General features: G+C 33.2%; 21 protein-coding genes. 4 read left to right on the top strand and 17 right to left on the bottom strand.

The genetic code is table 11. The annotated features are described in order from the left end of the window. Positions 1 to 260: 260 nt before the first annotated feature. From L987_RS01120 to L987_RS01150, 7 genes are all read right to left on the bottom strand, one after another. Positions 261 to 1,769 (bottom strand): bifunctional metallophosphatase/5'-nucleotidase, encoded by a 1,509-nt coding sequence (locus tag L987_RS01120; protein ID WP_011303467.1) that lies wholly within the window; start codon positions 1,767 to 1,769, stop codon positions 261 to 263. 165 nt (positions 1,770 to 1,934) lie between these two features. Continuing rightward, a complete protein-coding gene (locus L987_RS01125; protein WP_011303468.1) occupies positions 1,935 to 3,293 on the bottom strand; it encodes a TrkH family potassium uptake protein in 1,359 nt (452 codons plus the stop codon). An 18-nt stretch (positions 3,294 to 3,311) separates the two neighbouring features. Continuing rightward, positions 3,312 to 5,105 carry a trypsin-like peptidase domain-containing protein gene (locus tag L987_RS01130; protein ID WP_047502496.1) on the bottom strand — a complete coding sequence of 598 codons (1,794 nt, stop codon included), beginning with the start codon at positions 5,103 to 5,105 and terminating at the stop codon, positions 3,312 to 3,314. A 370-nt stretch (positions 5,106 to 5,475) separates the two neighbouring features. Next, positions 5,476 to 6,276 (bottom strand): TerC family protein, encoded by an 801-nt coding sequence (locus tag L987_RS01135; RefSeq protein ID WP_047502499.1) that lies wholly within the window; start codon positions 6,274 to 6,276, stop codon positions 5,476 to 5,478. A 359-nt stretch (positions 6,277 to 6,635) separates the two neighbouring features. Beyond that, on the bottom strand, positions 6,636 to 8,198 hold the full coding sequence (locus L987_RS01140) for a peptide chain release factor 3 (RefSeq protein WP_002483741.1): 1,563 nt from the start codon (positions 8,196 to 8,198) through the stop codon (positions 6,636 to 6,638). 12 nt (positions 8,199 to 8,210) lie between these two features. Beyond that, a complete protein-coding gene (locus L987_RS01145) occupies positions 8,211 to 8,450 on the bottom strand; it encodes a YueH family protein (RefSeq protein WP_011303471.1) in 240 nt (79 codons plus the stop codon). Further along, positions 8,440 to 9,924, bottom strand: a complete 1,485-nt coding sequence (locus L987_RS01150; protein WP_047502898.1) for a UDP-N-acetylmuramoyl-L-alanyl-D-glutamate--L-lysine ligase — start codon at positions 9,922 to 9,924, stop codon at positions 8,440 to 8,442. Before L987_RS01150 ends, L987_RS01145 begins: the two co-directional genes overlap by 11 nt. A gap of 402 nt (positions 9,925 to 10,326) precedes the next feature. Between L987_RS01150 and L987_RS01155 the strand changes: the two genes are divergently transcribed. Then, a complete protein-coding gene (locus tag L987_RS01155) occupies positions 10,327 to 11,502 on the top strand; it encodes a diglucosyl diacylglycerol synthase (RefSeq protein WP_011303473.1) in 1,176 nt (391 codons plus the stop codon). Then, positions 11,480 to 12,676, top strand: coding sequence for a lipoteichoic acid biosynthesis MFS flippase LtaA (ltaA, locus tag L987_RS01160; protein WP_011303474.1), 1,197 nt, complete (start codon positions 11,480 to 11,482; stop codon positions 12,674 to 12,676). The genes L987_RS01155 and ltaA overlap by 23 nt, the downstream gene beginning before the upstream one ends. 121 nt (positions 12,677 to 12,797) lie before the next feature. On the opposite strand, the gene L987_RS01165 is transcribed toward ltaA, so the two are convergent. From L987_RS01165 to L987_RS01175, 3 genes are all read right to left on the bottom strand, one after another. Continuing rightward, complete coding sequence (locus L987_RS01165) at positions 12,798 to 13,307, bottom strand: YjcG family protein (protein WP_002483746.1); 510 nt, start codon at positions 13,305 to 13,307, stop codon at positions 12,798 to 12,800. Between the two features lie 85 nt (positions 13,308 to 13,392). After that, positions 13,393 to 14,139 carry an esterase family protein gene (locus L987_RS01170; protein WP_047502503.1) on the bottom strand — a complete coding sequence of 249 codons (747 nt, stop codon included), beginning with the start codon at positions 14,137 to 14,139 and terminating at the stop codon, positions 13,393 to 13,395. Positions 14,140 to 14,233: 94 nt separating this feature from the next. Next, the gene (locus L987_RS01175; RefSeq protein ID WP_011303476.1) at positions 14,234 to 15,808 is read right to left on the bottom strand and encodes an alanine/glycine:cation symporter family protein; all 1,575 of its coding nucleotides are present in this window, start codon (positions 15,806 to 15,808) and stop codon (positions 14,234 to 14,236) included. 337 nt (positions 15,809 to 16,145) lie between these two features. On the opposite strand from L987_RS01175, the gene cozEa reads away from it, so the two are divergent. Beyond that, positions 16,146 to 17,231: a lipoteichoic acid biosynthesis protein CozEa gene (gene cozEa / locus L987_RS01180; protein ID WP_011303477.1), complete on the top strand. Its 1,086-nt coding sequence runs from the start codon at positions 16,146 to 16,148 to the stop codon at positions 17,229 to 17,231. A gap of 175 nt (positions 17,232 to 17,406) precedes the next feature. Here the strand turns inward: cozEa and fabI are convergent, their stop codons facing one another. The 7 genes from fabI to L987_RS01215 form a co-directional block, all read right to left on the bottom strand. After that, on the bottom strand, positions 17,407 to 18,177 hold the full coding sequence (fabI, locus tag L987_RS01185; RefSeq protein ID WP_011303478.1) for an enoyl-ACP reductase FabI: 771 nt from the start codon (positions 18,175 to 18,177) through the stop codon (positions 17,407 to 17,409). A gap of 271 nt (positions 18,178 to 18,448) precedes the next feature. After that, positions 18,449 to 20,293: a monovalent cation:proton antiporter family protein gene (locus L987_RS01190; protein WP_011303479.1), complete on the bottom strand. Its 1,845-nt coding sequence runs from the start codon at positions 20,291 to 20,293 to the stop codon at positions 18,449 to 18,451. Positions 20,294 to 20,302: 9 nt separating this feature from the next. Continuing rightward, a complete protein-coding gene (mgtE, locus tag L987_RS01195) occupies positions 20,303 to 21,688 on the bottom strand; it encodes a magnesium transporter (protein ID WP_002483753.1) in 1,386 nt (461 codons plus the stop codon). 26 nt (positions 21,689 to 21,714) lie between these two features. Continuing rightward, entirely contained in the window at positions 21,715 to 22,569 is an 855-nt protein-coding gene (locus tag L987_RS01200; protein ID WP_047502506.1) for an RluA family pseudouridine synthase, read from the bottom strand. Next, positions 22,569 to 23,378, bottom strand: a complete 810-nt coding sequence (locus L987_RS01205) for an NAD kinase (RefSeq protein ID WP_011303480.1) — start codon at positions 23,376 to 23,378, stop codon at positions 22,569 to 22,571. The genes L987_RS01200 and L987_RS01205 overlap by 1 nt, the downstream gene beginning before the upstream one ends. Positions 23,379 to 23,389: 11 nt before the next feature. Continuing rightward, positions 23,390 to 24,025, bottom strand: coding sequence for a GTP pyrophosphokinase (locus L987_RS01210; protein WP_011303481.1), 636 nt, complete (start codon positions 24,023 to 24,025; stop codon positions 23,390 to 23,392). A 16-nt stretch (positions 24,026 to 24,041) separates the two neighbouring features. Continuing rightward, positions 24,042 to 24,389 (bottom strand): hypothetical protein, encoded by a 348-nt coding sequence (locus L987_RS01215; protein ID WP_002483757.1) that lies wholly within the window; start codon positions 24,387 to 24,389, stop codon positions 24,042 to 24,044. A 187-nt stretch (positions 24,390 to 24,576) separates the two neighbouring features. Here L987_RS01215 and L987_RS01220 point away from each other — a divergent pair, with 187 nt between their 5' ends. After that, entirely contained in the window at positions 24,577 to 25,161 is a 585-nt protein-coding gene (locus L987_RS01220; RefSeq protein ID WP_011303483.1) for a CYTH domain-containing protein, read from the top strand. The last annotated feature ends 27 nt before the right edge of the window (positions 25,162 to 25,188 follow it).

The following is a 25,188-nucleotide window of genomic DNA, read 5'->3' on the forward strand; positions in this document are numbered from 1 at the left end:
TCCCACTCCCCTTTCGTTATTAACATTTTGCACTTTTGGAGATTCATTCAAGCTATTGAAAGTTAGCGATACAAAACGATATTTATACAATGCGCCCGAGAGTCAGGATGTTACAACATCATATAATCTTTAATTTAATATTCTAAATAAAGATACTTTCGTATAATTTTGCAAAAAGTAAAGAAAACGTCAATTTCTATATTATCTCAATAGAAATTGACGTTTATTTTTAGTCAAAGTTACTTATATACTAGACCTGCTTATATTAAAACTTCAAATGTCTGTTTTTGTTTTATTTTATATTGGTCATCTTTCAAATTTCGTGAAATCAATTCAACCATCGTAATTTCACCTGTTTCATGAATAACTGCTTGCTCTAAATATTGTTTATAATTTCTGTAGCAATAATCTGTCATACTTACGCGATACATATGATCTAATGTTATATTATTTAATTGAACTCTTTCAAATGGCAATGCATTCATATCAATTGTATAGTCCACACCTTGCCAAAATGTACAGAGTGTTTCATCCACAATAGTTAAGCTTAACGAACCTCCACTAAATTCAATATGTGCATAACAATATTCTAAAATTTCTTTTATTTGTTGACCTTTCAAAGTTAAATCAATTGGTACATCTGGATGAGGATATGCATTATATAATGCCTCATTAGTAATTTGTCCAGATAATCCAGTTTCGCCGCTTGTAGGCAAATGGACACAGGAAATATCATAATCAAATTTGCGACGTATACTATCATGTAATAGTTGGGTAAATGCATGGGGCTTGGTAATCACGTCATCTAACCCATCAATATGTGCATCTATATCTTTATTTGTTAAAATTTCTTTTCCCCAATGTTCAACTGTTTTTCGATCATAATAAGTTAAATCTAATAACGCTTCATCTTCTTTATATTCATTTAAATCAACGATTTTTGATTCTACATTTTCTAATTCGAATGAATTCGTTCGCTTTTTAAAATTGATTTTCACGTGGATTAACTGTTCTGCATTTTGGCCAGCTTGAACATATAAAGTTTTTTCATCTTTTCCAATAAATGTTTGATGCTGATGACCAGTAATAAGCAAATCGATGACACCTAAGGTTTGCATTAGTTTTTCTGCTTCATTCACATTTTGCTCACGTTCATTTGATGACTTATTAAGCTGATCTAATCCCCCATGATAAATGACAATTAGAAATTCTGGCATCTCTGTTTCGTGAATAAATCGAATCCATCGCTTAGAAGACAGCAAGGTTTTTTCAATTTGTACATCATTCTCCATTTCAAAATGCTCTCTCTCCATTAAACCGTCCGAAGTTAATCCAACGATTGCAATTTTAACACCTTCTATTTCTTTAATTGTATAAGGCGTTGAAAAATAAGGCTCACGTGTTTTCTTATATTCAATATTGGCAGAAAGCCATGGAAATCTCGATAATGAAACTGCTCTAGAAAAGAAGGATAATCCAAATTTGAATTCATTAGGACTAATGCCACTTGCATCATATTGCATGGCGTTCATTAATTTTATCATTGGATGGCGTTTATATGGCGCTACCACAGCGTAGTAAAACGCAGCCAGAGAACCCGCTAAACTCCCGCCACTATCTAGTAAAATGACATGTTCATTTTCTTCTCTTTTCGATTTAACATACGTACCAGCTCGATAGATATTAGAACCATTATCTCCATTTAGAAAATAACTATGCATATCTGAAGTAGCAATAACATCAATTGCAATCTTTTCACTTTTTTTCATATGCCTCTCTCCTCGTTAATCACAGTTTAACATGTTTTTAAATTACGTCGATACTAATATCTTATCTTCATTATTTATAACTATATTAAAAATAGATAATTAAAAAACACTTAATTGGATTTGTCGTTCAACTAAGTGTTTTTTTAGGATTCTATGCTCATCACATTATCCAATTTGCACACGTTCTTTTGGATAATGGAATTTATCTGGTTCTCTACGTCCACCAATCATTATAATAAAGCTAATTAAACCTACACGTCCGATAAACATTAATATCATAAGTGTAACTTTCGACATATCATTAAAATCGCCAGTGACACCTAATGATAACCCACACGTTCCGAACGCAGACATCACCTCAAAAAAGCCTTGAAGAAATGAAATTTTACCATTCTCAACAACTAATATAAAAATCGTCGCTGCAAAAGTTAAAATACCTGCCATTGTGAACACTGCAAATGATCGTTGAACATCTGTTGTATGTATCTCACGATTAAATGCTTTAATTGACAATTTCTCGCTATTATTATTAAAGTTCAATAAAAATAAGATTAAAATTGCAAATGTTGTTGTTCTAATACCACCACCGACCGAGCTTGGTGATGACCCAATAAACATCAAGATGCTCATAATCACGTTCGTACCTTCACCAAAATGACTTACATCAATTGTCTGTAATCCAGCACTTCTCGTCGTTGCAGATTGGAACAAAGCATAGAATAACGATTTGTGCCAAGACATATTTTGGAATGCATGGTTATATTCAAATAGTAAAATGATAATGACACCAAATACAAATAGTACTAAATACGTTACTGTTGTTATTTTAGCAAATAATGAAAATCTAAAATTAGGGATTCTATTTTTAATATATGCCTTCACTTCAATTAACACAGGAAAGCCAATCGAACCTAATATAATTAAAAACATTACAATGGTTTGCACAAAATAATCATTAGCATATGGAATCAAGGATTGACCGGTAATATCTAAACCACCATTCGTCGTTGCCGATACTGCAACAAAGAACCCTTGCATGATAGCATACTGCAAATCAGGGTTATCTCGATAAAAATAGAACGTTAATAATGCTGCACCAACCACTTCGATTATTAAAATGGTACGCACGATATCGAGAATTAATTTAACTGTACCACTCATTGTATCTTTATTATTATCCAACATAATTAACTGTCTTTCACGCATACCAATATGTTTACCAAGTACTACCCACAACATTGTTCCAATTGCCATTACACCAATACCGCCAATGTTTAGGATGATCATGATGATAATTTGTCCAAACGTCGTATATGTTTCTACAATATTAACTGGTGATAACCCTGTAACACTCACACCTGAAACAGCAACAAACAATGAATCGATTGGGTCTACAGAGACACCTGCTTTATGAACATAAGGTAAGTTCAACAGTAAGAATGCCACGATAATCGCGACTATATAATACATCACAATACCTTGTTGAGGACTTGATTTTTTAAATAATTGATTGAAAATGGACAACGCGTACTCACCTCAACGCTACTTCAATTTAATCTTGATATCTTGCTCTTTACCATCTCTATATATTTTTGCTGGCAATGTATCTAAATCATCTTTATGACTAAAAATAATCTGTCTATATCTTAGATTATCTTCAACTTCTTTACCATCTAATTCTACTATTACATCATTTTTTTGCAACCCAGATTTTTCACCTAAACTATTGTCTTTTACATCTCCAATGACAACACCTTTATTAACCTCTTCAGGTAAGTTAAGGGATTGATGCGTAGCTTCATCCATATCTTTAACATTCGCGATTTTTATGCCAGTATTAGGATATTTAACTTCACCTTTTGCTTCAAGTTGTTTGGCAATAGATTCAGCGTCATTGACTGGGATTGCAAATGCAATTCCTTCAACATGATCCATATCAATTTTTAAAGAAGCTATACCAATCAATTTACCATTTTTATCAATAACACCACCACCTGAATTACCAGGATTAACAGGTGCATCCATTTGAAAAGCGCTCATGAGCACATCATATTGATTATCCTTATCGATATCAACTGGCACATGACGATTTAATCCAGACACAATACCTTCTGAAACACTACCTTTAAAGTCAACACCTAGTGGGTTCCCTACGACAATAATAGGCTCACCGAGGACTAATGTACTGGAATCACCCATTTTAATTGATTTAACATCACTACCTGATTTTATTTTGGTTTTAACTACTGCAATATCAGAAAATTTGTCCGTTCCAATGACCTTACCAATAGATGTATCATTATTACCGTATGTAATTTTTTGTTCCTTTTTATCACCTACAACATGCGCATTCGTCATGATAAAAATAGAGTCGCCCACTTTTTTGTAGACGACACCTGATCCTAATTCATTTTCTTTTCCTGCTTCTTGTGTCTCTTTCTCCGCAGATGAACTATTATTACTTGTATCATTTTCGACTGTTACGATGGAATGAATGGCACTATTCGCACTTTTCATTGTATCTGTATATGTTTTTTCTTTATTAGCATTATCGCTGCTTTGGAATATATTATCCTTCGTGTTTCCATTATGATCTACATTATTAAAGATGGCATTAATTAAGATAATTAACAAAATAACTGCCAATACAATTAGTACTTTCGCCCAGTGTTCTTTGAAGAAATACTTAACTTTATCTATTAAAGTTGGTTGGTCACTATGTCTGTGTTGGTCAGATTTATCATCTGTCTGTCCAGACTTATGATTTCTGGCAATATTGTTATGAACCTTATCTGAGTTATCTTCTTCAATATACTGATTAACCCTTGACTGTTGCGCTTCTTCAGAATAAAAATAATCATCATGTAAACGGTCTTTGTTAGTAGACGCATTTACATCTATATCTGAATCATTTGATATTTCGTTGGTTTTTAAATAACCATTTGTTTCATTTGTCGTTGATGCCACTTCAACATCATCTTTGGCTATATCCGATGTAGGCGAAACTTCTTCTGGTTGTTGCTTAGATACATGATTCAGAGCGTTATCTTCAGATGGTTCAAATTCACTTTCTGAATTACTGCTATTTCGTTTCGTAGCCATTGCTTGTTGCTGCTGAATTTCTTCTTGTGTTAGTTTTTCTATGCGTGCTTTTCTTAAATTTTCTTTAACACGTTCTTCGTTATTCTTTGCTAATTTTTCCGCTTTTTCAGCCCGTTGTTTTCTAGCTTTACGTTCCATTTGGACACGTTGTTCCCGTTCTTCATTGTGAAAATATTCTCGTCTTTTACGACCATATTTCTCTCTTGGGATCACATGTTTTTTATCATTCGCCACAAAAACGCCCCCTAAACTACATCTTTTCTATACTATCCATTATGACATATCATTAAGGATTTTTCCGATTTATTTTACTAGTACACACAAATATTCATACTGAATTCTATTTTGATTGAGTGTGTAAATGTATTGCAGAAATCGCCAAATTTACTATTTAGCTATTATATTTTCAAATATTTTATCATTTATACCTTAGCTTTGATTATAAGCTCTTTTTATACAAATTTCTAACTTTATCTCATTTTCTCTTTAAATAATTTAAGCAGATATTTTTAAATTTACTTAAACAATCATTATTTAAAATAAACTATTTTCTGCAAACAAAAAACTGAAAAGCACAATGGCTTTCCAGTCTAATAATAAATGATTATTTTTTCTCTTCTTTTTTATTTTGACGAACTGACGTCAACCAACCAATTAGAACTAATAATATCATAACTGTCCAGAAGATAGATTGCCATAAAATACTGTGTGGGAAGTGTTCAGGTAAAATTAAAATGTCTGGGTGCGCTAACACCATAACAACAAGTTTAATACCAACCCAACCAACAATGGCAAATGCCGCGCCTTCTAAACCTGGATATTTGTTTAATAAGTTGACAAACCATGTTGCTGCAAAACGCATAATGATAACACCTATCATACCACCTAAGAACATCACAGCAAATTGACCTAAGTCCATACCACCAAAGTGTATACCAACCGCTGGTAACGTAACTGCTATTGCAAGTGCTGCAAGCATTGAGTCTATTGCAAAAGCAATATCTGCAAATTCAACTTTCAATACTGTACCCCAGAATGATTTAGCACTGGCATGAATTTCTTCTCCATCATCATCAAAATGATGATCGTCGGTACCATCATGCTCTTGCTGATCTTTCTCTTTAAAGAAGGTTATCAAGTTCCGTATTGACATATAAAGTAGATATATCGCACCTAGTGCTTGTATCCACCAGAAATGCGCTATGATACTGATTAAGAATAAAGAAATAAAACGAAATACAAATGCACCAAGCAAACCATAAAACAGTGCTTTTTTACGTTGCTCTGGTGGTAAATGTTTCACCATAACAGCCATTACAACTGCATTATCTGCAGCGAGTAAACCTTCTAAAAATACGAGCACTAATAGTACCCACAGATAAGGTAAAATCAAACTTGGATCCATATAGGACAACTCCTTTAATTTTTTAAGCATAAAAATAGAGACCTAAGCTAAGCTAGTGTTTACGTAACTTGCACTTGTCTTCATCATCTATAATGATGTTAAGAACCAACTGGCAATCCATATTCACTATTAGCAAAGGTCTCACTCGACAGTTTTATTCTGCCCACTTTACCGGAAGTTTGATACTTCGTAATGACGATAAAATGACTAAGTTAAAAGATAAATAAGTTGCATTACTTTCCATATATAAACGATTGTATGCGAAACTCATATATTTCCAACTAAAGTTAAGTTACTCCCCTCTGACAACTGAGTCATAGGTATTCTATTAATATAGTTATTATACACAAAAATAAAATTTATAACAATCCATATAATTTAATTTCTGGGAACTTCTCTTCAAACCATCTTGTAGCAAATTCATTTTCAAACAAGAATACATAGTTATCGTATATATCTTTTACTAAGATTGAACGTGATGTACTCATTTTATCTTTTATGTCTTCTTCGTTTTCAATCCAACGTGCAATTTTCTGACCAACCGGTTCCATCACTACGTCAACATTATATTCATTTTTCAAACGATGTTCGAATACTTCAAATTGTAATTGTCCAACTGCACCAATGATAATTTGATTTGTATGCAATGCTTTATAATATTGAATAGCACCTTCTTGAACAAGCTGTTCAATACCTTTATGAAAATGTTTTTGCTTCATAACATTTTTTGCAGAAACTTTCATAAACAATTCCGGTGTAAATTGCGGTAGTTCTTGGAAACTGAATTTCTGATTACCACCTACGAGCGTATCACCAATTTGGTAATTCCCTGTGTCATAAAGTCCAATAATATCGCCCGCAACAGCATGATTAACGGTTTCTTTATCATCTGCCATAAACGAAGTTGAACGTGTTATCTTTTGTTTTTTATGTGTACGTTGAAGGGTTACATCCATACCACGTTCAAAAGCACCACTTACAACTCGCATAAATGCAATTCTATCTCTATGTTTAGGATCCATATTAGCTTGAATTTTAAAGATAAATCCTGAAAAATCAAGATCAAATGGACTAACTTCTATATCTTCATTAGTTTGACGAGCATTCGGCATTGGCGCATGATCAACATAAGCATTCAAGAAATTTTGAACACCAAAATTCGCTAGTGCAGACCCGAAAAATACAGGTGTCAAGTCACCGCTTAATAATGCTTCATTATCAAACGTTTCGCCCGCTTCTTCGACAAGCATTAACTCTTCGATTGCTTGAGTAAATGCACTATCGTTTTTCATTGCATGGTCTTCTTCCAACTCATAATCATCATTTAAATGCAGTACATTTTCTTCATCTCTAAAAGGCTCTATTGTGTGAGATTCACGATCGATAATACCAAAGAAATTTTGCCCCATACCTACTGGCCAATTCATTGGGTATGTTTCGATTTCTAATGTAGATTCTATTTCATCTAATAATTCAAAAGGTTCTTTACCGACTCTATCTAATTTGTTAATAAATGTGAAAATAGGTATACCTCTCATTTTACATACTTTGAATAGTTTCAATGTTTGAGGTTCGATACCTTTAGCACAGTCAATCACCATTACAGCACTATCAACTGCCATCAGTGTTCTATATGTGTCCTCTGAGAAGTCTTCATGTCCTGGCGTATCTAAAATGTTGATTTTATAGTGGTCATAATCAAATTGCATCACTGAACTTGTAACAGAAATCCCTCTCTCCTGCTCAACTTTCATCCAGTCACTCGTCGCAAATTTGCCACTTTTTTTACCTTTAACCGTACCTGCTTCTCTTATCGCACCACCGAATAGTAATAACTTTTCTGTTAATGTAGTCTTACCAGCATCTGGGTGAGATATAATCGCAAAGGTTTTTCTTGATTCTACTTCTTCCTTTATACTCATTTATACTCTCCTTTAACTTTCAAATATCCATTTAACGATGTCATCAGCAATTTGTGAAGCTGTTGACTCATCAAGTAACGTAAACAAGTGTATCACAAGTTCCTCGTTCATATCATCTTCATTTAAAGATGAATCGATTTCTAATGACCAATGCATATCAGGAATTGCGATTAACATACATTGATTCACTTTGTTTTCATAAATATACACATGACCAGCTATTTCATTAAAATGTAAATTTTTAATCTTCAAGTGGACCACCACCGAATTTATCATAAGCCGCTTCAAGACCAATTAAATCATCGCGATGTGGCACTTTGACATGTCCAGGCATAATTTGATAAGGCTCACGCCCTTTAGAAGCTAAAACGACAGTATCTCCTGGTTCCGCTATATTGATTGCATGACGAATACCTTCAGCTCTGTCTTCAAATTCAATATAATTATCATGTGTAGCACCTTTTGCTAATTCTTGAGTTAGTGTCTTAGGGGCATCATTAGCTGGATTATCAGGTGTAAAAATAACATAGTCTGCACGACAAGCGACCCGGCCCATTTCTGGCGTCTTCGTTAAATCTCGTTCTCCAGCCATACCACATAAGAATATCAATTTTTGTTTAGCAAATGGTTTAACCGCATCTATCAGTTTATCCATACCATCAGCCGTGTGTGCATAATCTATAATCAAATCTATAGGTAATGACAGATCAAGTACTTCCAATCGTCCTTCAACTGGTTCTAGATTTTCTACCGCATCAACGATATCATTTAACGCAATACCTTTACTCCACACAGCAATCATTGCTGCCATAATATTAGAGACATTGAATAAACCAACGTAAGGTGATTTCACTTGAAACTCACCTTCAGGGGTTTTAAAGGTAAACTGCACACCTTGTAATGATTCATTGATATGATGTGCTGTAAATTGTGCGTCATTTGTCACTCCATATGTAAATACTTCAAATGGTGTAACAGAGGCAAGATATTCTGAAAAAGCGTCATCCTTATTCAATACTACAAACTTTTCTTGTGATAAGTCTTCTCCTAATTGACTAAATAATAATGATTTGGCATGTCCATAGGCTTCCATAGTACCATGAAAGTCCAAATGATCTTGTGTTAAGTTTGAAAAGATTGCTACGTCAAAATCAACGCCTCGTAATCTACCTAATGATAATCCATGACTTGACACTTCCAAAGTCATAGCTTCTGCATTTTTTTCTACTGCTTCATTTATTTTTTTAGTCAGTGAGACTGTTTCAGGCGTCGTATTAGCACCTTTTGATTTATCCTCATTAATTTGAAAGCCGTTCGTACCTAAATAAGCACTTCCTTTACCTAACTTTCTATATATGTGGTGTATCATTGTTGCAATTGACGTTTTACCATTTGTTCCAGTTACACCATAAGTTATCAATTGTTTACTAGGGTAATTGTACAATGTATTTGCCAATAAACTAGCCACACGCAAAGTATCAGGTACGATAACTTGAGTTACATCGCCTGTTATTTCTTGCTGATGGCTAACGATAATCACTTGGCATCCTTGATTAACGACATCTTGGCAGAATTTATGACTATCCACTGTATAACCTTTTGAGGCAACAAACACACTGCCATGTTGTGCCGTACGAGAATCGGTCGTTATATCTGTTATATTTTTTTCTAGTGTGCCGATAACTTGTTTCACTCTTATTTTTTCAAACAACACATTTGCATCCAACATTTATCGCTCCTTTATTTCCAATAGTTCTATTATACACATTTTCAACTTATTTTATAGAATCTAAAGATGAGATGCTAATAATTTCTTCCTATTGTATATAGCTATTTTATACATTTAAAATCTGTTAAATATTAACCCCATGTTATATAATTGTTAATATTTTCTATATATTTGCTTAAATTACCATTTTGCAAGCTTACTTCTAGATTAATAGTGGTATGGTATAGATATACAACAATCTTATTTTAATATGTATTAATTTCCAATACAGTATGTAGCATTTCTTATCTGATTGTAAAATGATATAATCATTATTAATTGTGTTTTTTCTTTCACACGTTAAAAAAATACGTTAAACTTAACATGAGCTAAATATAATCTATTGGAGGGTGGCTTTTAATGGTTACTCAAAATAAAAAAATACTGATAATTACTGGATCTTTTGGTAATGGGCATTTACAAGTTACTCAGAGTGTAGTGAACCAATTCAAAGAAATGAATCTAGACAATTTAACAGTTATCGAACACGATTTATTTTTAGAAGCACACCCTATCCTCACTTCTATTTGTAAAAAATGGTACATTAACAGCTTTAAATACTTTAGAAATATGTATAAAGCTTTTTATTATAGCCAACCAGATCAATTAGATAAATGTTTCTATAAATATTACGGATTAAATAAATTAATGAATTTACTTTTGAAAGAAAAGCCAGACCTTATCTTACTCACATTCCCTACACCAGTCATGTCTGTATTAACTGAGCAATTTGATATGAATATACCAATCGCTACTGTCATGACTGACTATCGTATGCAAAAGAATTGGATTACACCTTTCTCTCAACGATACTATCTTGCTACAGAGGAACTGAAAGATGAGTTTGCAAGTATTGGCATTCCTAAAGATAAATTGAAGGTTACAGGTATTCCTATATCTGATAAATTCGAAACAGACATTGATAAAACAGCATGGCTAAGTCAAAATCACTTAGACCCTGACAAACCGACAATTCTAATGTCTGCGGGTGCTTTTGGTGTTTCTAAAGGTTTTGGTCAAATGATTCAAGAAATTTTAAATCGCAGTCCGCATGCACAAGTTGTCATGATATGTGGTAAAAATAAAGATTTAAAACGTTCATTAACATCGCAATTTAAAGATTTTAACAACGTCTTGATTTTAGGTTATACCAAACATATGAATGAATGGATGGCTTCGAGTCAGTTGATGATTACTAAACCAGGTGGCATCACGATCTCAGAAGCATTAACGCGACAAATCCCTATGATTTTCTTAGATCCTGCGCCAGGTCAAGAACTTGAGAATGCAGTTTACTTTGAAGAAAAAGGCTATGGTCGTATTGCTAATACACCTGAAGCTGCTATTGAGCAAGTCGCTGCTCTAACGAATGCACCGACCAAATTAGCTTCGATGTCAGAATCTATGGACGCGTCAAGAATTCCATATTCAACTTATAAATTATGTAAAGATTTATTAAACTTACTTAATCATTCATCTCATTATGAAGAAGTATATGGAAAGGTTCCTTTATATGCAAAGCTCTTCGTTAAATAATTACAACTCAAATAAAAATTTCATAATCATGCTCATCATCTTATTCTTGATGGAATTCGCTCGCGGTATGTACATACTCAGTTATTTAGCGCTACTTCCAACAGCAACATCTATCGCGGTAGGTATTACATCTATCGCTATTTCTATACATTTTATTGCTGATGCAACTACCAATTTTGTGATTGGCTTTTTACTTAAGCGTTTAGGTACTAAATTAGTGCTAACACTAGGTTTCTTACTTGCCTTTGCAAGTTTATTTTTAGTCATTTGGTTCCCTACATCGCCCTTTGTTTTAATAGCCAGTGCCATTTTACTTGGTATCGCTGTGAGTCCAATTTGGGTGATTATGTTAGCAAGTGTAGATGAGAATAATCGTGGTAAGCAAATGGGATATGTATATTTCTCTTGGCTGTTAGGCCTGCTAGTCGGTATGGTTGGTATGAATGTCATTTTTAAATTCCATCCAACTCAATTTGCATTTTTAATGTCACTCGTTGTATTAATCGCTTGGATATTATACTACTTCGTGAAAGTAAGATTGACGAATTACAATACACGCCCAGTCAAACAACAATTAGGGCAAATAGTCGATGTGACTAAACGTCACATGATATTATTCCCTGGTATATTATTACAAGGTGCTTCAATCACTGCATTGGTACCCATATTACCTACATACGCTACTAAAGTTGTTGGTGTCTCCACATTAGAATATACTATGGCAATTGTGTTCGGCGGGATCGGTTGTGCTATTTCAATGCTCTTCTTATCTAAAATAATAGATAAACATGGCACCTTATTTATGTACTGGGTTATTTTTGGTGGCTTTGTCTTATACACGCTGATGATATTTGCACTTTCACTTATTACAAATATTACAATCGTTTGGGTGCTAGCAGTATTTATAGGTCTTATGTACGGTATTTTACTGCCAGCGTGGAATACGTTTATGGCAAGTCATATCCATTCAGATGAACAAGAAGAAACTTGGGGGGTATTCAATAGTGTACAAGGTTTCGGTTCAATGATCGGTCCCCTTGTAGGTGGACTCATTACTGAATTCACCAAATCAGTTAACAATACTTTTTATTTCTCAGCACTTGTATTCTTATTCTTAGCCATCTTTTATGGTATTTATTTTGTAAAAGTGAACAATAAAACTAAAACTTCTTAACTAAATAATATAAAAAAGCGCCACTCGCATATTAGAAAATTTATTTCTAGTATTGCGAGTGGCGCTTTTATTCATTCCAAGTTTTTATCGTATGTTATGACTCATATTTTATAGTTTAATCTTAAGCTAAGTTATAGTTCTCAAGTACTTTCCATTTTTCTTCTTTTTCATCATAATAAACTAGAGAAAGTTGCTCAATTGTTTCTTTGTAATCAATTCCCGCTAACTTTAATTGACCATAAATATCTTCAAATTCTTGACTAGTCAAGCCTTGAGCAATAGTAAAGTGAGGCACGAATGTATGATCTGCTACACCATAAAAATCACCATTGTTAAATTGATTAAATAGTCTTTCTAAAGTTTCAGTTTTTTCAACTTTAAAATAAATAACATTAGTGATTGGCGCAAAATTTGATGCTTTTGTCGCATGTATATCAATCGTTGGAATGCCTTCGATTTTAGATTTAATTGTCTCTTTAACAGATTCTAAATCACCATCGTTTATTTTAAATTGCCCCTTAATCGTAATGTGCGGCATAATTGTCGCATAATGTGCATCATAACGCTTACGATATGCGTTCACTTCATCTTGAAATGCTTTTGACGGAATTAATGCTAATCCTAAAATCATTTAAATTCCTCCTTTGTTTAACATATTTTCATTATAGCAAATTTCTGAAAAATTCGTTACTCTAAAGTCATCTTAGTTCAGATTATTAAAAAGAAATATTATCTGATAAAAAATATTTTAACAGATCTCCTAATAATGGTTTCCATGACTTCCACATATGGCCACCTTCAAATTCTAAATAATGGTATGTGAAATCATTTTTTTCAATGACTTGATTTAATTTTCGATTAGGTGTTAAAAAGTCTGCAGATTTGCCTGTTGTTGGCAATTTAAAGTCTTCTTCCTCTAATCCTACAGCATGCCAAATGGATAATTGTTCTTTAAACTGACAACGTTCAATTAACATTTCAATCGCTTCATCATGTTGTGGACTTAATAAACCAACTTGACTGAAGATACGCGGATAAGATAACGCCGTAATTAACGCAGCACTACCCGCTAAACTATCACCTAATAAAATGCGTGCGTTACCTACTTTAAATGTAGGAAATGTTTGATCAATATATGGCAATATTTCATTGGCCATTGCTTTTACAGTTAAATGTGTACGTGCACCCTGTGGATGAAATTCTGCGCGCCGTTTATCAACATCTTCATAGTGAAATCCAACAAATATAGCTCTTTCTACCTCATTGGCCTCTCGTAACTGCTCATAAGTTCGATGAATTCTACCAAAACTGAAAAAATCAGCACCATCAAAACAAAATATGATTTTATATTTAAATAATTCGGTAAAATCTTTTGGTAAATAAATAGATAGTGTGACATCTCTATCTAATATTTTACTAGGAAAATTAATTTTAGTGATACATCCCGTTTTAAAATCATACATAAATAATGCGCCCCCTCGTAGTCTTAATGACATTGTACCAAGAGACGCATTATTTTAAAATGTTGAAATCTTATTATTTATGGTGTAAATACCTCTATGACTCATCTATTTTTTGTTTGGCCAACCGTTGTGGATAGTCTTTTAGCCAAAAGACGGCATTTGGTACTTTTTTGGGGTCTGGTTTGTAAATTGCTTTTTTACCAGAACCTAGTTGTTTTTTCTGTAATTCATAATCTTTCAATGCTTGAATAGCTGGTTTGTGCAATATCCAAATAGCTATGATATTCAACCAAGCCATCATACCAACTCCCAAATCACCCATCATCCAAGCGATATCCGCCGTCTTCACTGCACCATATACTGTGGCAGCAATTAATACGACTCTCGTGACATTAATCCAGAAGAATGTTGTCCTTCCTGTTCCCTTCCGAGTCAAATAAGTAATATTGGTTTCTGCAATATAGTAATACGCTAATATCGTTGTAAATGCAAAGAAGAATAACGCAAATGCAATAAAGTATGAGCCAATGCCTGAAAATGCAGGATCAAAATGATAACTACCACCTTGAAGGGCCTTATCAATACCAGCTTGTGCATACATCGCTGTACCCGAATAATCTTTATCACCATTTGACATTTCTACAAAAATGCCATTATCTTTAATCATACTTGGTTTACCACTTGAGGTTGTCCCTCCATCTGTCACATTATATGTACCTGAAAGTAATATAATTAAAGCCGTTGCCGAACATACAAACAATGTATCTACATAGACAGAAAACGCTTGAACTAACCCTTGCTTAGCTGGGTGTGACACCTCTGCTGCTGAAGCTGCATGTGGTCCAGTTCCTTGTCCAGCCTCATTAGAATACAATCCACGTTTAACACCGATTTCAATCATGGCACCTAAGATACCACCAAAAGCCGCTTGCATACCAAAAGCAGATTTGAAAATAAGTGCAATCAATCCTGGAACTTGTTCAATATTCAAGAATATAATGATAACAGCCATTATAATATATGCAATTGCCATAAATGGAACAATAGCGGTTGCTGCATTCGCTATCCATTTAATACCTCCAAAAATAATTAAGGCTAAAAGCACCGCTAAAAATATTGCAATAATCCATGGTTCCAATCTAAATGCATTTTTCATAGAGCTGGCAATCGCATTAGACTGAACACCTGGTAATAGGAGTCCTACAGAAATGACTGTGACAATAGCAAAAATTAAGCCATAGACTTTTCCTAATTTGCCCTTAATCCCATATTCAATATAGAATGCTGGTCCACCACGGTATTGTCCCTTTTCTTCTCGCTTATATATTTGACCTAGTGTTGATTCTATAAATGCACTACTTGCCCCTAAGAAAGCCGTTGCCCACATCCAAAATACAGCACCTGGTCCACCAATAAAGATTGCAGTTGATACACCCACTATGTTACCAGTACCGACACGGCCAGCGAGTGACAGTGCAATGGCTTGGAAACTCGATATCCCCGTGGGTGATTTTTCCCCTTGAAACATTAATCTGATCATCTCTTTAAAATGCCTAACTTGGAAAAAGCGCATCATTAATGAAAAAAGTACACCTGTAATCAGTAACCCATAAACTAACGGTTTGCTCCAAACAATATCATAAAACCAAGTAAGTAACCCCTCTAACATAATGTATCCCCCTTGTAGTACCATTATGTAAAATGATATATTTTTTATCATTATACACTTATAAAATATTCCGTGCAACGTATTTCATAAGTAATCATTTTCACAATTTATATATTTCAAGTTATAATTAATATAAAATATTTACAATGACTTTATATCAAAGGAAAATAATTTTACACTATTTAATATGACGTCATGCGTATATCGTTTTTAGATTTCTTTATTTGTCACAATATACTCTATTGGCTTCAATAATTTTAATTTCATCTTTTGTTATGTCTTCATTTAAGATATACTGAATTGTACTTAAATAATGAATTTTAGGAGGAACCGTTCTATGCTAAATAAGGTTTGGTTTAGAACAGGTATTGCACTATTAATCCTGTTTTTACTAATCAAATTAGTAATGGAAGTCCATAGTGTGTTCACGCCATTTATTATTATTTTACAATCGGTGTTGTTACCACTATTATTAAGTGGCTTCTTATTCTATATTTGCTTACCTTTTCAAAAAATACTTGAAAAAAATAAAATCCCTCGTTGGGGAAGTATCACTTTAATTTTCATTGGCTTAATTATCATCATTGGTGTTGTCATTGGTTATATTGGACCACTGATTGCCGAGCAAATTGAAAATTTAATTAATCAAATTCCAGCATTACAGCACGAAGTTCAACACATCATTAACTTTTCATTAGACCAAATGGAAAGACTACCTAATGATGTCACAGATAGAATTAATAAAATGGTTCAATCTATGAGTGATAGTACTGCAAATGTTTTATCTAACTCATTAAGTTACTTGACTTCATTTATTTCAACTTTATTCTTACTCATCATGGTGCCATTCTTCTTAATCTATATGTTAAAAGATCACGAACGTTTTATTCCATTTATCGCTAAATTATTTAAAGGCGAAAGAAAAGTATTTATTGTTGATTTATTAAAAGATTTAAATGATACTTTAAAATCTTATATTCAAGGTCAAGTGACAGTAAGTATTATCTTAGGTATCATTTTATATATAGGCTATTCTATTGTAGGTTTAAATTACACATTATTACTTGTTATGTTTGCATGTGTTGCCAATATGATACCGTTCTTAGGTCCTTGGATGGCATTTGCACCAGCAGGTATTATTGGTATTATCCAAAGTCCTACAATTTTCATTTGGGTATGTATCATTACACTAATTGCTCAACAATTAGAAGGTAATGTCATCACACCAAACGTTATGGGTAAATCTTTAAATATTCACCCACTAACGATTATTGTTGTTATTCTTGCTGCTGGTAATTTAGGTGGTTTCGTACTCATCCTAGTTGCCGTTCCATTATATGCAGTCATTAAAACAATTGTTCGTAATGTATTCCATTATCGAGAAAAGATTATGGAAAAAGCGAATAGTGATGTAAAAGAATAATCATTCAAAAATAAGTGGGAAGATGAACTCATGGTTATATAAAATGACCTCATCTTCCTTTTTTGAAAATAAAGTTTGAGACCGAGACAACAATCTATGTCTCGGTCTCATTTATATAAAAATACGCATGACCATCGTTGAATTGTAACGATGGTCATGCGTATTTTGTGTTTCTTTATTTAACGATATGGTAACCACTATCTACATGGATATTTTCACCCGTTACACCACTTGAAAAATCACTTAACAAGTATGCCGCTGTCTTACCTACTTCTTCTTGATCAATGTTACGTTTTAGAGGCGCACGTTCTGCAATCTCTTTTAAGATAGTGTTAAGGCCGCCAACACCTTTCGCACTTAATGTACGGATAGGACCAGCTGATATCGCATTAACACGAATGTTATCTTCACCTAAGTCTAAAGCTAAATAACGTACATTTGCTTCTAAACTTGCTTTAGCAACACCCATCACATTGTAGTTTTGTACTGCAAATTCTCCGCCTAGATATGTTGTAGCTACAATGCTACCACCCTCAGGCATTAATTTTTTTGCTTCACGCGCTACAAGTGTTAAAGAATAAGAACTAATATCTTGCGCTAATAAGAAACCATCACGTGATGTATCACTAAAGCGACCACGTAAATCTTCCATATTTGCAAAAGCAATTGAGTGGTATACGCCATCAATATGTCCGATATCTTCATCAATTTTAGCAAAACCATTAATGACATCTTCATCTTGTTGAACATCAATTTGATACATATGATGTTCTGATTGGTTTAATTGTTCAACTAATTTTTCTAATTCATTTTTACTGCGATCCTTACGGTATGTAAATACTAATTTTGCACCAAGTTGGTCCAATACTTTAGCTACACCAAAACCGATACTACGTTTGTTCGCAATACCCATAATGACGAATGTTTTATTCTCTAAATTTAACATGAATATAACTCCTTTATTTAAATTTCCATTTTAATTGGTTCGAGTAGTTATGAAGCTACGAACGATCACTTTGCTCTATGCCAATATAACCATTCCCTATTTTAACATTGGTTTGATTGAATAAACAATTTATTTTACTATACTCATAAATTTAATACGTTTTCACTTCCAAATTTGTCAATATAACGCGCTTTCGTACAAAAGAAAACATAAAAATAAAGCAAACGACATTGCATACCATGCAATGTCCTTCACTCTATTTTTCACTAACTTAATAATAGAATTCTAATTCGCGTTTTAATTCGTCTACATATTCTTTTGAACCAGTAACGATTACTCTATCTCTGTAACGTAATTGTGTATCACCATGTGGCACGATAGATTCATTATTTCTAATAATTCGTACAAAGATAATATCTCCACCAAATGGGAAATTACGTAATTGGATTTGATCATATTGATGATTTAACATCGCAATTTCATATAATGATGTTTCAACATTACTTAAAAGATTAAGCATATTTGGTGTTTCAATAAGACCTTTTAACAAAATTTTGTTACTCATATAACTACTGAAGATTTCAATACCCGCTTTTTGTAACGTTTCATCTGACGAACTAGACTCCAATCGACAGATAACACGTTTCACACCATGCGCCTTAGCCATCAATGCTACTTTACGGTTAATTTCATCATCATTTGTAGAACATACTACGATATTTCTTTCGAATAGTCCTAGACGTTCTAACAACTCTTCTTCGTAATCCGAAATTTCAATCATTGAAATGGCATCAGACAATTTACGTTTATCACTTAAATCATTTCTATAATAAAGCGATACTTGATAAAGTTGTGATGATAAATTTTGGGCAATTGGAATCGTTAATTGATTTTTCCCAATCAAACTAACTTCAATTTGTCTAGTGGCCTCATCAGGCATAGGAAACATTTTTTTAAATACAATAGGTACAAATACACATGTAATCACTGCACTTAATATCAAAATACCTGAAATTTCTGGTGAAATTGTACCTAATTGTTCTGCTATTTTTGCAGAAGCAATAACTAACGATAAAGTTGATGTTAGTAAAAATGCGGAAGAAATCGTTGTTTTCATATCAAACCATTTTCGTATGTAAAACAATGGAATTAATTTAGAAATTAAAAATGCCAAAATTAAAAATGGAATAATTAATAATAATGCTGGTTCTTTAATGAGTTGTGGAATATTCAAATCTACGCCGACCATTATGAAAAAGATTGGAATAAAAAAGCCATAGCCAAAAGAGTCTAGCTTTTCAACCATATCTTCATCTGGACCAAGTAATGAGACAACCACACCTGCTAAAAATGCACCTAAAATATTTTCTGCCCCAACCCCTTCAGCTAAAGCAACTAACAAAATAATCAAGGCAAATACTGCACGTATACCGATTTGAGTCGTACCATCCATTAATTTCTGTAAAAATTGTGCTTTTTTGAAAATGCCGCCTAACAAATAGAAAATAATGGTAAAGACGACTAAACTACCAATTAGCCATAACGATGTATTACCCGAAGCATGTAATGTACCATAAGCTGTTAATAGAATCATTGTAACTAAGTCTGCAAGTACAGCTACTAATAAGATAAACTGACCTATCGTCGTACGCATAATATTCATTTCTTTAAGTGTCGGCACGACTACGCCTAATGAGATCGTAGAAATAATAATAACCATTAGTAAGACATCATCAATAAGTCCAAACCACTTAAACATATATGCGAAAATAATAGAAATAATCATAATAAACATGAAAACAACAACTGCTAATTGTAAATGGCCAGGTTCTTGTTTCTTCAATTTTTGTTCTTTATTCGCTGAACTTTTATCTCTTTTAAAAGCTTTAAAATCTATTTCCAAACCACTTAAGAACATCAAGAAAATAAATCCTAAAGTTGATAATATATTGAGCATTGCATCTCGTTCTACTAAATTTAAAAATGAGTGCCCAATGACAATGCCCATTAAAATTTCAGCTACCACTATAGGTAAAAATGTGATTCTGAGTCGATTGACTAATATTGGTGTAAAAAATGCCGCTAACACTACGACAACAAGCGATAAAAATTCCATATAACCCCCTTAAGTTAAATAAGACATAAATGATGTAGCTAATCCAAAATAAATTAGCATACTGACAATATCATTGATTGTTGTGATAAATGGTCCGCTAGCAACCGCTGGATCAATTTTCAATTTATTCATTACTAAGGGAATCATGGATCCCACTAAAGTACCTACCGTCATTGCAATCGTCAAACTTCCACCAACAATGATAGCTAGTATTGCTTGTCCGTACAGCACCATTATAATAATAAATAGTAACAAAGCACATACAAGACCACTTAAAAATCCACTACCCGCTTCTCTTAAAGCGACTTTAAATTTACTTTGTTCATATATTTCACCAGTAGAAATATTACGTACGGATACGGCGAGTGATTGTGTCCCAGAGTTCCCGGACATCCCGCTGATAATAGGAATAAATGCTGCTAATAATGCTACTTTTGATAAAGTATCTTCAAATGAACCTAATATTGTTGCTGTAATCATCCCTAAAAATGTTAAAATAATTAACCATGGCAATCTCTTTTTAGCTGTCGTAAACACTGAATCATTTGTTGCATCTACGTCTGATACACCAGCCAAACGAGAGTAGTCTTCACTGGCTTCTTCGTCCATAACATCCAAGATATCATCGATTGTTATAATACCTAGCAAATGATCTTGATAATCGACAACTGGCATTGCAATAAAATCATAGTCTCTCATCTTTTGAGCTACATCTTCTTGGTCATCTGCAGCATTTGCACTAATGACACGTTCACTCATTATGTCTTCTATGTATGCATCATTTTCAGCAATAATTAAATCTCTAAGAGAGAGTACCCCAGCCAATTGTTTGTTATCATTAACTGCAAAAATAACATAAATTGTCTCAGCGTCTGGCGCTTGTTCTTTGACATGCATGAGCGCTTCTTTTACTGGCATGGTTGCCTTTAAAGAAATATATTCAGTTGTCATAATACCGCCGGCAGTATCTTCATCATAATGTAATAATGCTTTTATTTCTTTTGCATCTTCTCTATTCATTAACGTGAGGAGACTAACTATTTTTTGCTTAGATAGCTGGTTCATAATGTCAACTGCATTATCGTAAGACATTTCTTCTAGTACCTTGCTTGCATAATTAGCATTCATCGCATCAAAAAGTGATTCGTATTCATCTTCATCAATTTCTAATTGTTCAAAGAAATCCGCTACTTCTTCTGGCGATAGTACTTCATACATACGTTGGCGTATATCTTCATTGCTATCCTCAAAGTATTCACTTTGTTCATATGTATGCATGGATAAGAATTCATCTCTAAATTCATCTATATGATTATTTAACAACAAATTGTCTAATAATGTTTGGTCATAAACTTGTTCATCCTCTAAAACGATTGAATCTTTCTCATTAGCCATTCGTACACCTCCATGTATGTTTAAAATTATATCATATTAAATAGCGTTTCTATTGCATCATATTTATCATTAATTACAATATTTTGATTTTTTATAGGATGTATGAATGACACCTGGGTACATCTCAATAGTTGATGATGATAGCTTTCATGCTTGCCACCATAAAGCGCATCGCCTACGATAGAATGACCGATATGCTGAAAGTGCACACGTATTTGATGTGTTCTTCCAGTTAGTAATGTTACTTCACACATACTAAATCCTTCCTTATATTCCACTCGCTTAAACCGTGTTTGCGCTGTTTTTCCAGCTGCATCGACACGACGTTGAATAATACTTTCTGGGTGTCTTGCAATGGGCGCATCTATCACGCCTTCTTTTTCAGTCTTACCATAACAGATACAAAGATATTTTTTATCTATATTAAGGTTAGACATTAAATGATGAATAAACCCATGTTTAGCCAATATAACAATTCCAGAGGTATTACGATCTAGTCGTGTCACTATATGGGGATTGATGCCAGGCTGTTTTTCATTTAAATAGCCTAATACTTGTTCTACTATACTATAATGCAAATGGTCTCTTGAAGGTGCGCAGTTCTGATACGGTGGTTTTGATACAACAATTAAATAGTCATCTTCGAATAAAATATTTAATGGTTGTTGATAAGGTTTAAGATTTGTACTTGGGATTTCTTTACCAAGGTATACTTCCAAAATATCACCAATAGCCAATTGTTTTCTAACCGTAACAGTTTGACCATTAACTACTAAAGCGCCATTATGTTTAATGGCGCTTATCGTTCGCTTAGAGAAATGATGTCGTTGTAAAAAAGAACGTAACATTTCTGAAGCAGTAATATTAAAAGTAAACTTCATTATTCATCGTCTCCACTGGAAATAAATGAATCATGAACTCTTTTCCAAAAAGGAAATGGTCTAAATCGAGCAAATCGTATCTTCTCATTGGCTACTCTATATTGTATTGCATTCACATTCTTATGTTTAATACTCACATGATCAATGGTAGTTAAAATTGTGTCCTGATTAACTGGTGTTATCAAACACGTATGATGTTTAGGTAAGACTAAGGGAGAACCTACCGTTCTAAAGACTCTATTATTAATCGATGCGATTTCTGCAATTTGCATTGCTTCTAATGAAGGATGTATCAATGCCCCACCTAACGCTTTGTTATAAGCAGTTGAACCTGATGGTGTGGATATACACAAACCATCACCTCTAAAACGCTCAAACTGGTTACCCCTTATATTTACATCCACAACAAGCGTAGAACCATTTTCCGTTTTCATAGTAGCCTCATTTAAAGCTAAATGGCGAGTTTCATAACCATTATCATTATAACGAACGATGATTTCTAATAAGGGATACTCAATGACTTGAAATTCGGAATTATTAATTTCAATAATTAACTTTTCCACTTCATGTGGTAGCCAATCAGCATAAAAACCTAAATGTCCTGTATGAATCCCAACAAATGCACAACGAGAAAGCATGTAACTATACTGGTGAAACGCTTGTAACAATGTGCCATCTCCCCCTACAGAAATGACAATCTCTGGATTATCTGGGTCTTCAACCATTTGAAAATCTTTCATATGGTTAATCATCTTATGTTTTAAAGCATTTGATTTTGAATCACCTTTAGATAATATCGTGTAACGCATCGTAACATCCCCTAGTCATTATTATGCTTTTTCGCACGCTTTTTAGAATAATATTTCTGTGCTTCTTGAATTTCTTCTTTTATTTCAGACATTTCTTCGTCTAATAAGAAAGCTGCTTCTGCCGCTCGCTCTAAACGATGTTGAATCTCAGGTGGATAGTCTCCATCATATTTATATCTCAGTGTATGTTCTATCGTTGCCCAAAAATTCATCGCTAACGTTCTGATTTGAATTTCTGCTAAAATGCTCTTTTCTCCATTAAGTGTTTCTATAGGATATTCAATAATCACATGGAATGAACGATAACCACTTTGTTTCGTATTACTAATATAATCTCTTTCTTCGACAACTTTAAAGTCTTTACGTTGTCTCAATAAATTAACCACGATATCTATATCATCAACAAATTGACACATTAAACGTAAACCAGCGATATCGTACATTTCTTCATGTAAACGATCAAATGATATTTGGCGCTTATTTGCCTTATCAATAATACTCGTCATTGGTTTCACACGGCCCGTTACAAATTCTATAGGAGAAGCATTATCTTCTACTTCATATTGTTTTCTAAGCCCTTTTAATTTAATCTTCAGTTCGTCGACTGCTTGCTTATATGGAGATAAAAACTGACCCCACTGATTCATTGTGCTTCACTCCGCTTCAATCTAATTCGAAAGTATTTTCAACAACGGACACAAACTCCTTACCATAATTTGAATTACCTTGTATGTTATCCAATATATAGTTAAATTCATTTTCGAATTGTTTTAATTCTAGTTCATCATTAATAATCAATTTCTTGCCTTTATTTTCATGTAACATAGACCAAGTTTCTTGGACAAATATTAAATAAGAATATGATTGTCCATCGTCTAAAATATATGCAAAACTATAATTATCGCTATCAACAAGCATTTGTCCTGCTTCTTGTAAGCCTTCTGTAGATTGCTCTGTATAACAATTTATACTGTCTTCTGTAACTTTAATTTCATTTACATAAATACGCATGCTTGTTCCTCCTTATTCCTCATCATTTTAACATAATTCTATCGTACATAACACGTCACAACTTACATGTTTTACCAACATATATACATAACTTTTACTTAATTCAAATTTTACAAATGCAGTTCAATTTAAAATAAGGAAAAAGTGATTTAAAATAAGTTATTATATGTAAAAAAGGAGTGTATGCATGGCTACGAATAATGAAATTGAATTTAAACAATTATTAACCCAATCACAATACCAATCCATTTATAAAACCTATTTTCAGGATGTCGGTACCTTTAGTCAAACCAACTACTATATTGATACACCACAATTTGACTTGAAGGCACACCAGTCAGCCTTAAGAATTCGTGTGAAAGATGATTATAATGAGATGACTTTAAAAATACCTGCTGAAGTTGGTCTGATGGAATATAATTTTGAAACTCGGGTCGTGCCTGAATTAAACAAATCAATCACGACACAAATGTTGCCTGCTGAAATCATAGAACAACTTGAAAAAATGGACTTTGACTTAAATCAATTAGTTATTCTTGGCGCATTAACGACAGAACGACTCGAAAAAGAAGTTAATGGGAATTTACTTGTATTAGATAAAAGTCGCTATCTTGATTTCGAAGATTTTGAACTAGAATTTGAAGTTGATGATTACGATGAAGGGTTCAAACAATTTAAAAATATTCTTGAACAATTTAATATGCAACATGAAATACCAGATAATAAAGTCCAAAGATTTTTTAAACGTAAATCAAATTTATTTGGCAATTAATCAAGCACAATAGCAAGAAGTCGAATT

The organism is Staphylococcus sp. ZWU0021, from assembly GCF_000798895.1.
GTDB classification, from domain to species: domain Bacteria; phylum Bacillota; class Bacilli; order Staphylococcales; family Staphylococcaceae; genus Staphylococcus; species Staphylococcus saprophyticus.

Bases quoted from the DNA above. Each gene is read 5' to 3' on its own strand.
- L987_RS01120 (WP_011303467.1), bottom strand. From the start codon at position 1,769: ATGAAAAAAAGTGAAAAGATTGCAATTGATGTTATTGCTACTTCAGAT.
- L987_RS01135 (WP_047502499.1), bottom strand. From the start codon at position 6,276: ATGGATCCAAGTTTGATTTTACCTTATCTGTGGGTACTATTAGTGCTC.
- L987_RS01140 (WP_002483741.1), bottom strand. From the start codon at position 8,198: ATGAGTATAAAGGAAGAAGTAGAATCAAGAAAAACCTTTGCGATTATA.
- L987_RS01155 (WP_011303473.1), top strand. From the start codon at position 10,327: ATGGTTACTCAAAATAAAAAAATACTGATAATTACTGGATCTTTTGGT.
- ltaA (WP_011303474.1), top strand. From the start codon at position 11,480: ATGCAAAGCTCTTCGTTAAATAATTACAACTCAAATAAAAATTTCATA.
- L987_RS01165 (WP_002483746.1), bottom strand. From the start codon at position 13,307: ATGATTTTAGGATTAGCATTAATTCCGTCAAAAGCATTTCAAGATGAA.
- L987_RS01170 (WP_047502503.1), bottom strand. From the start codon at position 14,139: ATGTATGATTTTAAAACGGGATGTATCACTAAAATTAATTTTCCTAGT.
- L987_RS01175 (WP_011303476.1), bottom strand. From the start codon at position 15,808: ATGTTAGAGGGGTTACTTACTTGGTTTTATGATATTGTTTGGAGCAAA.
- cozEa (WP_011303477.1), top strand. From the start codon at position 16,146: ATGCTAAATAAGGTTTGGTTTAGAACAGGTATTGCACTATTAATCCTG.
- fabI (WP_011303478.1), bottom strand. From the start codon at position 18,177: ATGTTAAATTTAGAGAATAAAACATTCGTCATTATGGGTATTGCGAAC.
- L987_RS01190 (WP_011303479.1), bottom strand. From the start codon at position 20,293: ATGGAATTTTTATCGCTTGTTGTCGTAGTGTTAGCGGCATTTTTTACA.
- mgtE (WP_002483753.1), bottom strand. From the start codon at position 21,688: ATGGCTAATGAGAAAGATTCAATCGTTTTAGAGGATGAACAAGTTTAT.
- L987_RS01200 (WP_047502506.1), bottom strand. From the start codon at position 22,569: ATGAAGTTTACTTTTAATATTACTGCTTCAGAAATGTTACGTTCTTTT.
- L987_RS01205 (WP_011303480.1), bottom strand. From the start codon at position 23,378: ATGCGTTACACGATATTATCTAAAGGTGATTCAAAATCAAATGCTTTA.
- L987_RS01210 (WP_011303481.1), bottom strand. From the start codon at position 24,025: ATGAATCAGTGGGGTCAGTTTTTATCTCCATATAAGCAAGCAGTCGAC.
- L987_RS01215 (WP_002483757.1), bottom strand. From the start codon at position 24,389: ATGCGTATTTATGTAAATGAAATTAAAGTTACAGAAGACAGTATAAAT.
- L987_RS01220 (WP_011303483.1), top strand. From the start codon at position 24,577: ATGGCTACGAATAATGAAATTGAATTTAAACAATTATTAACCCAATCA.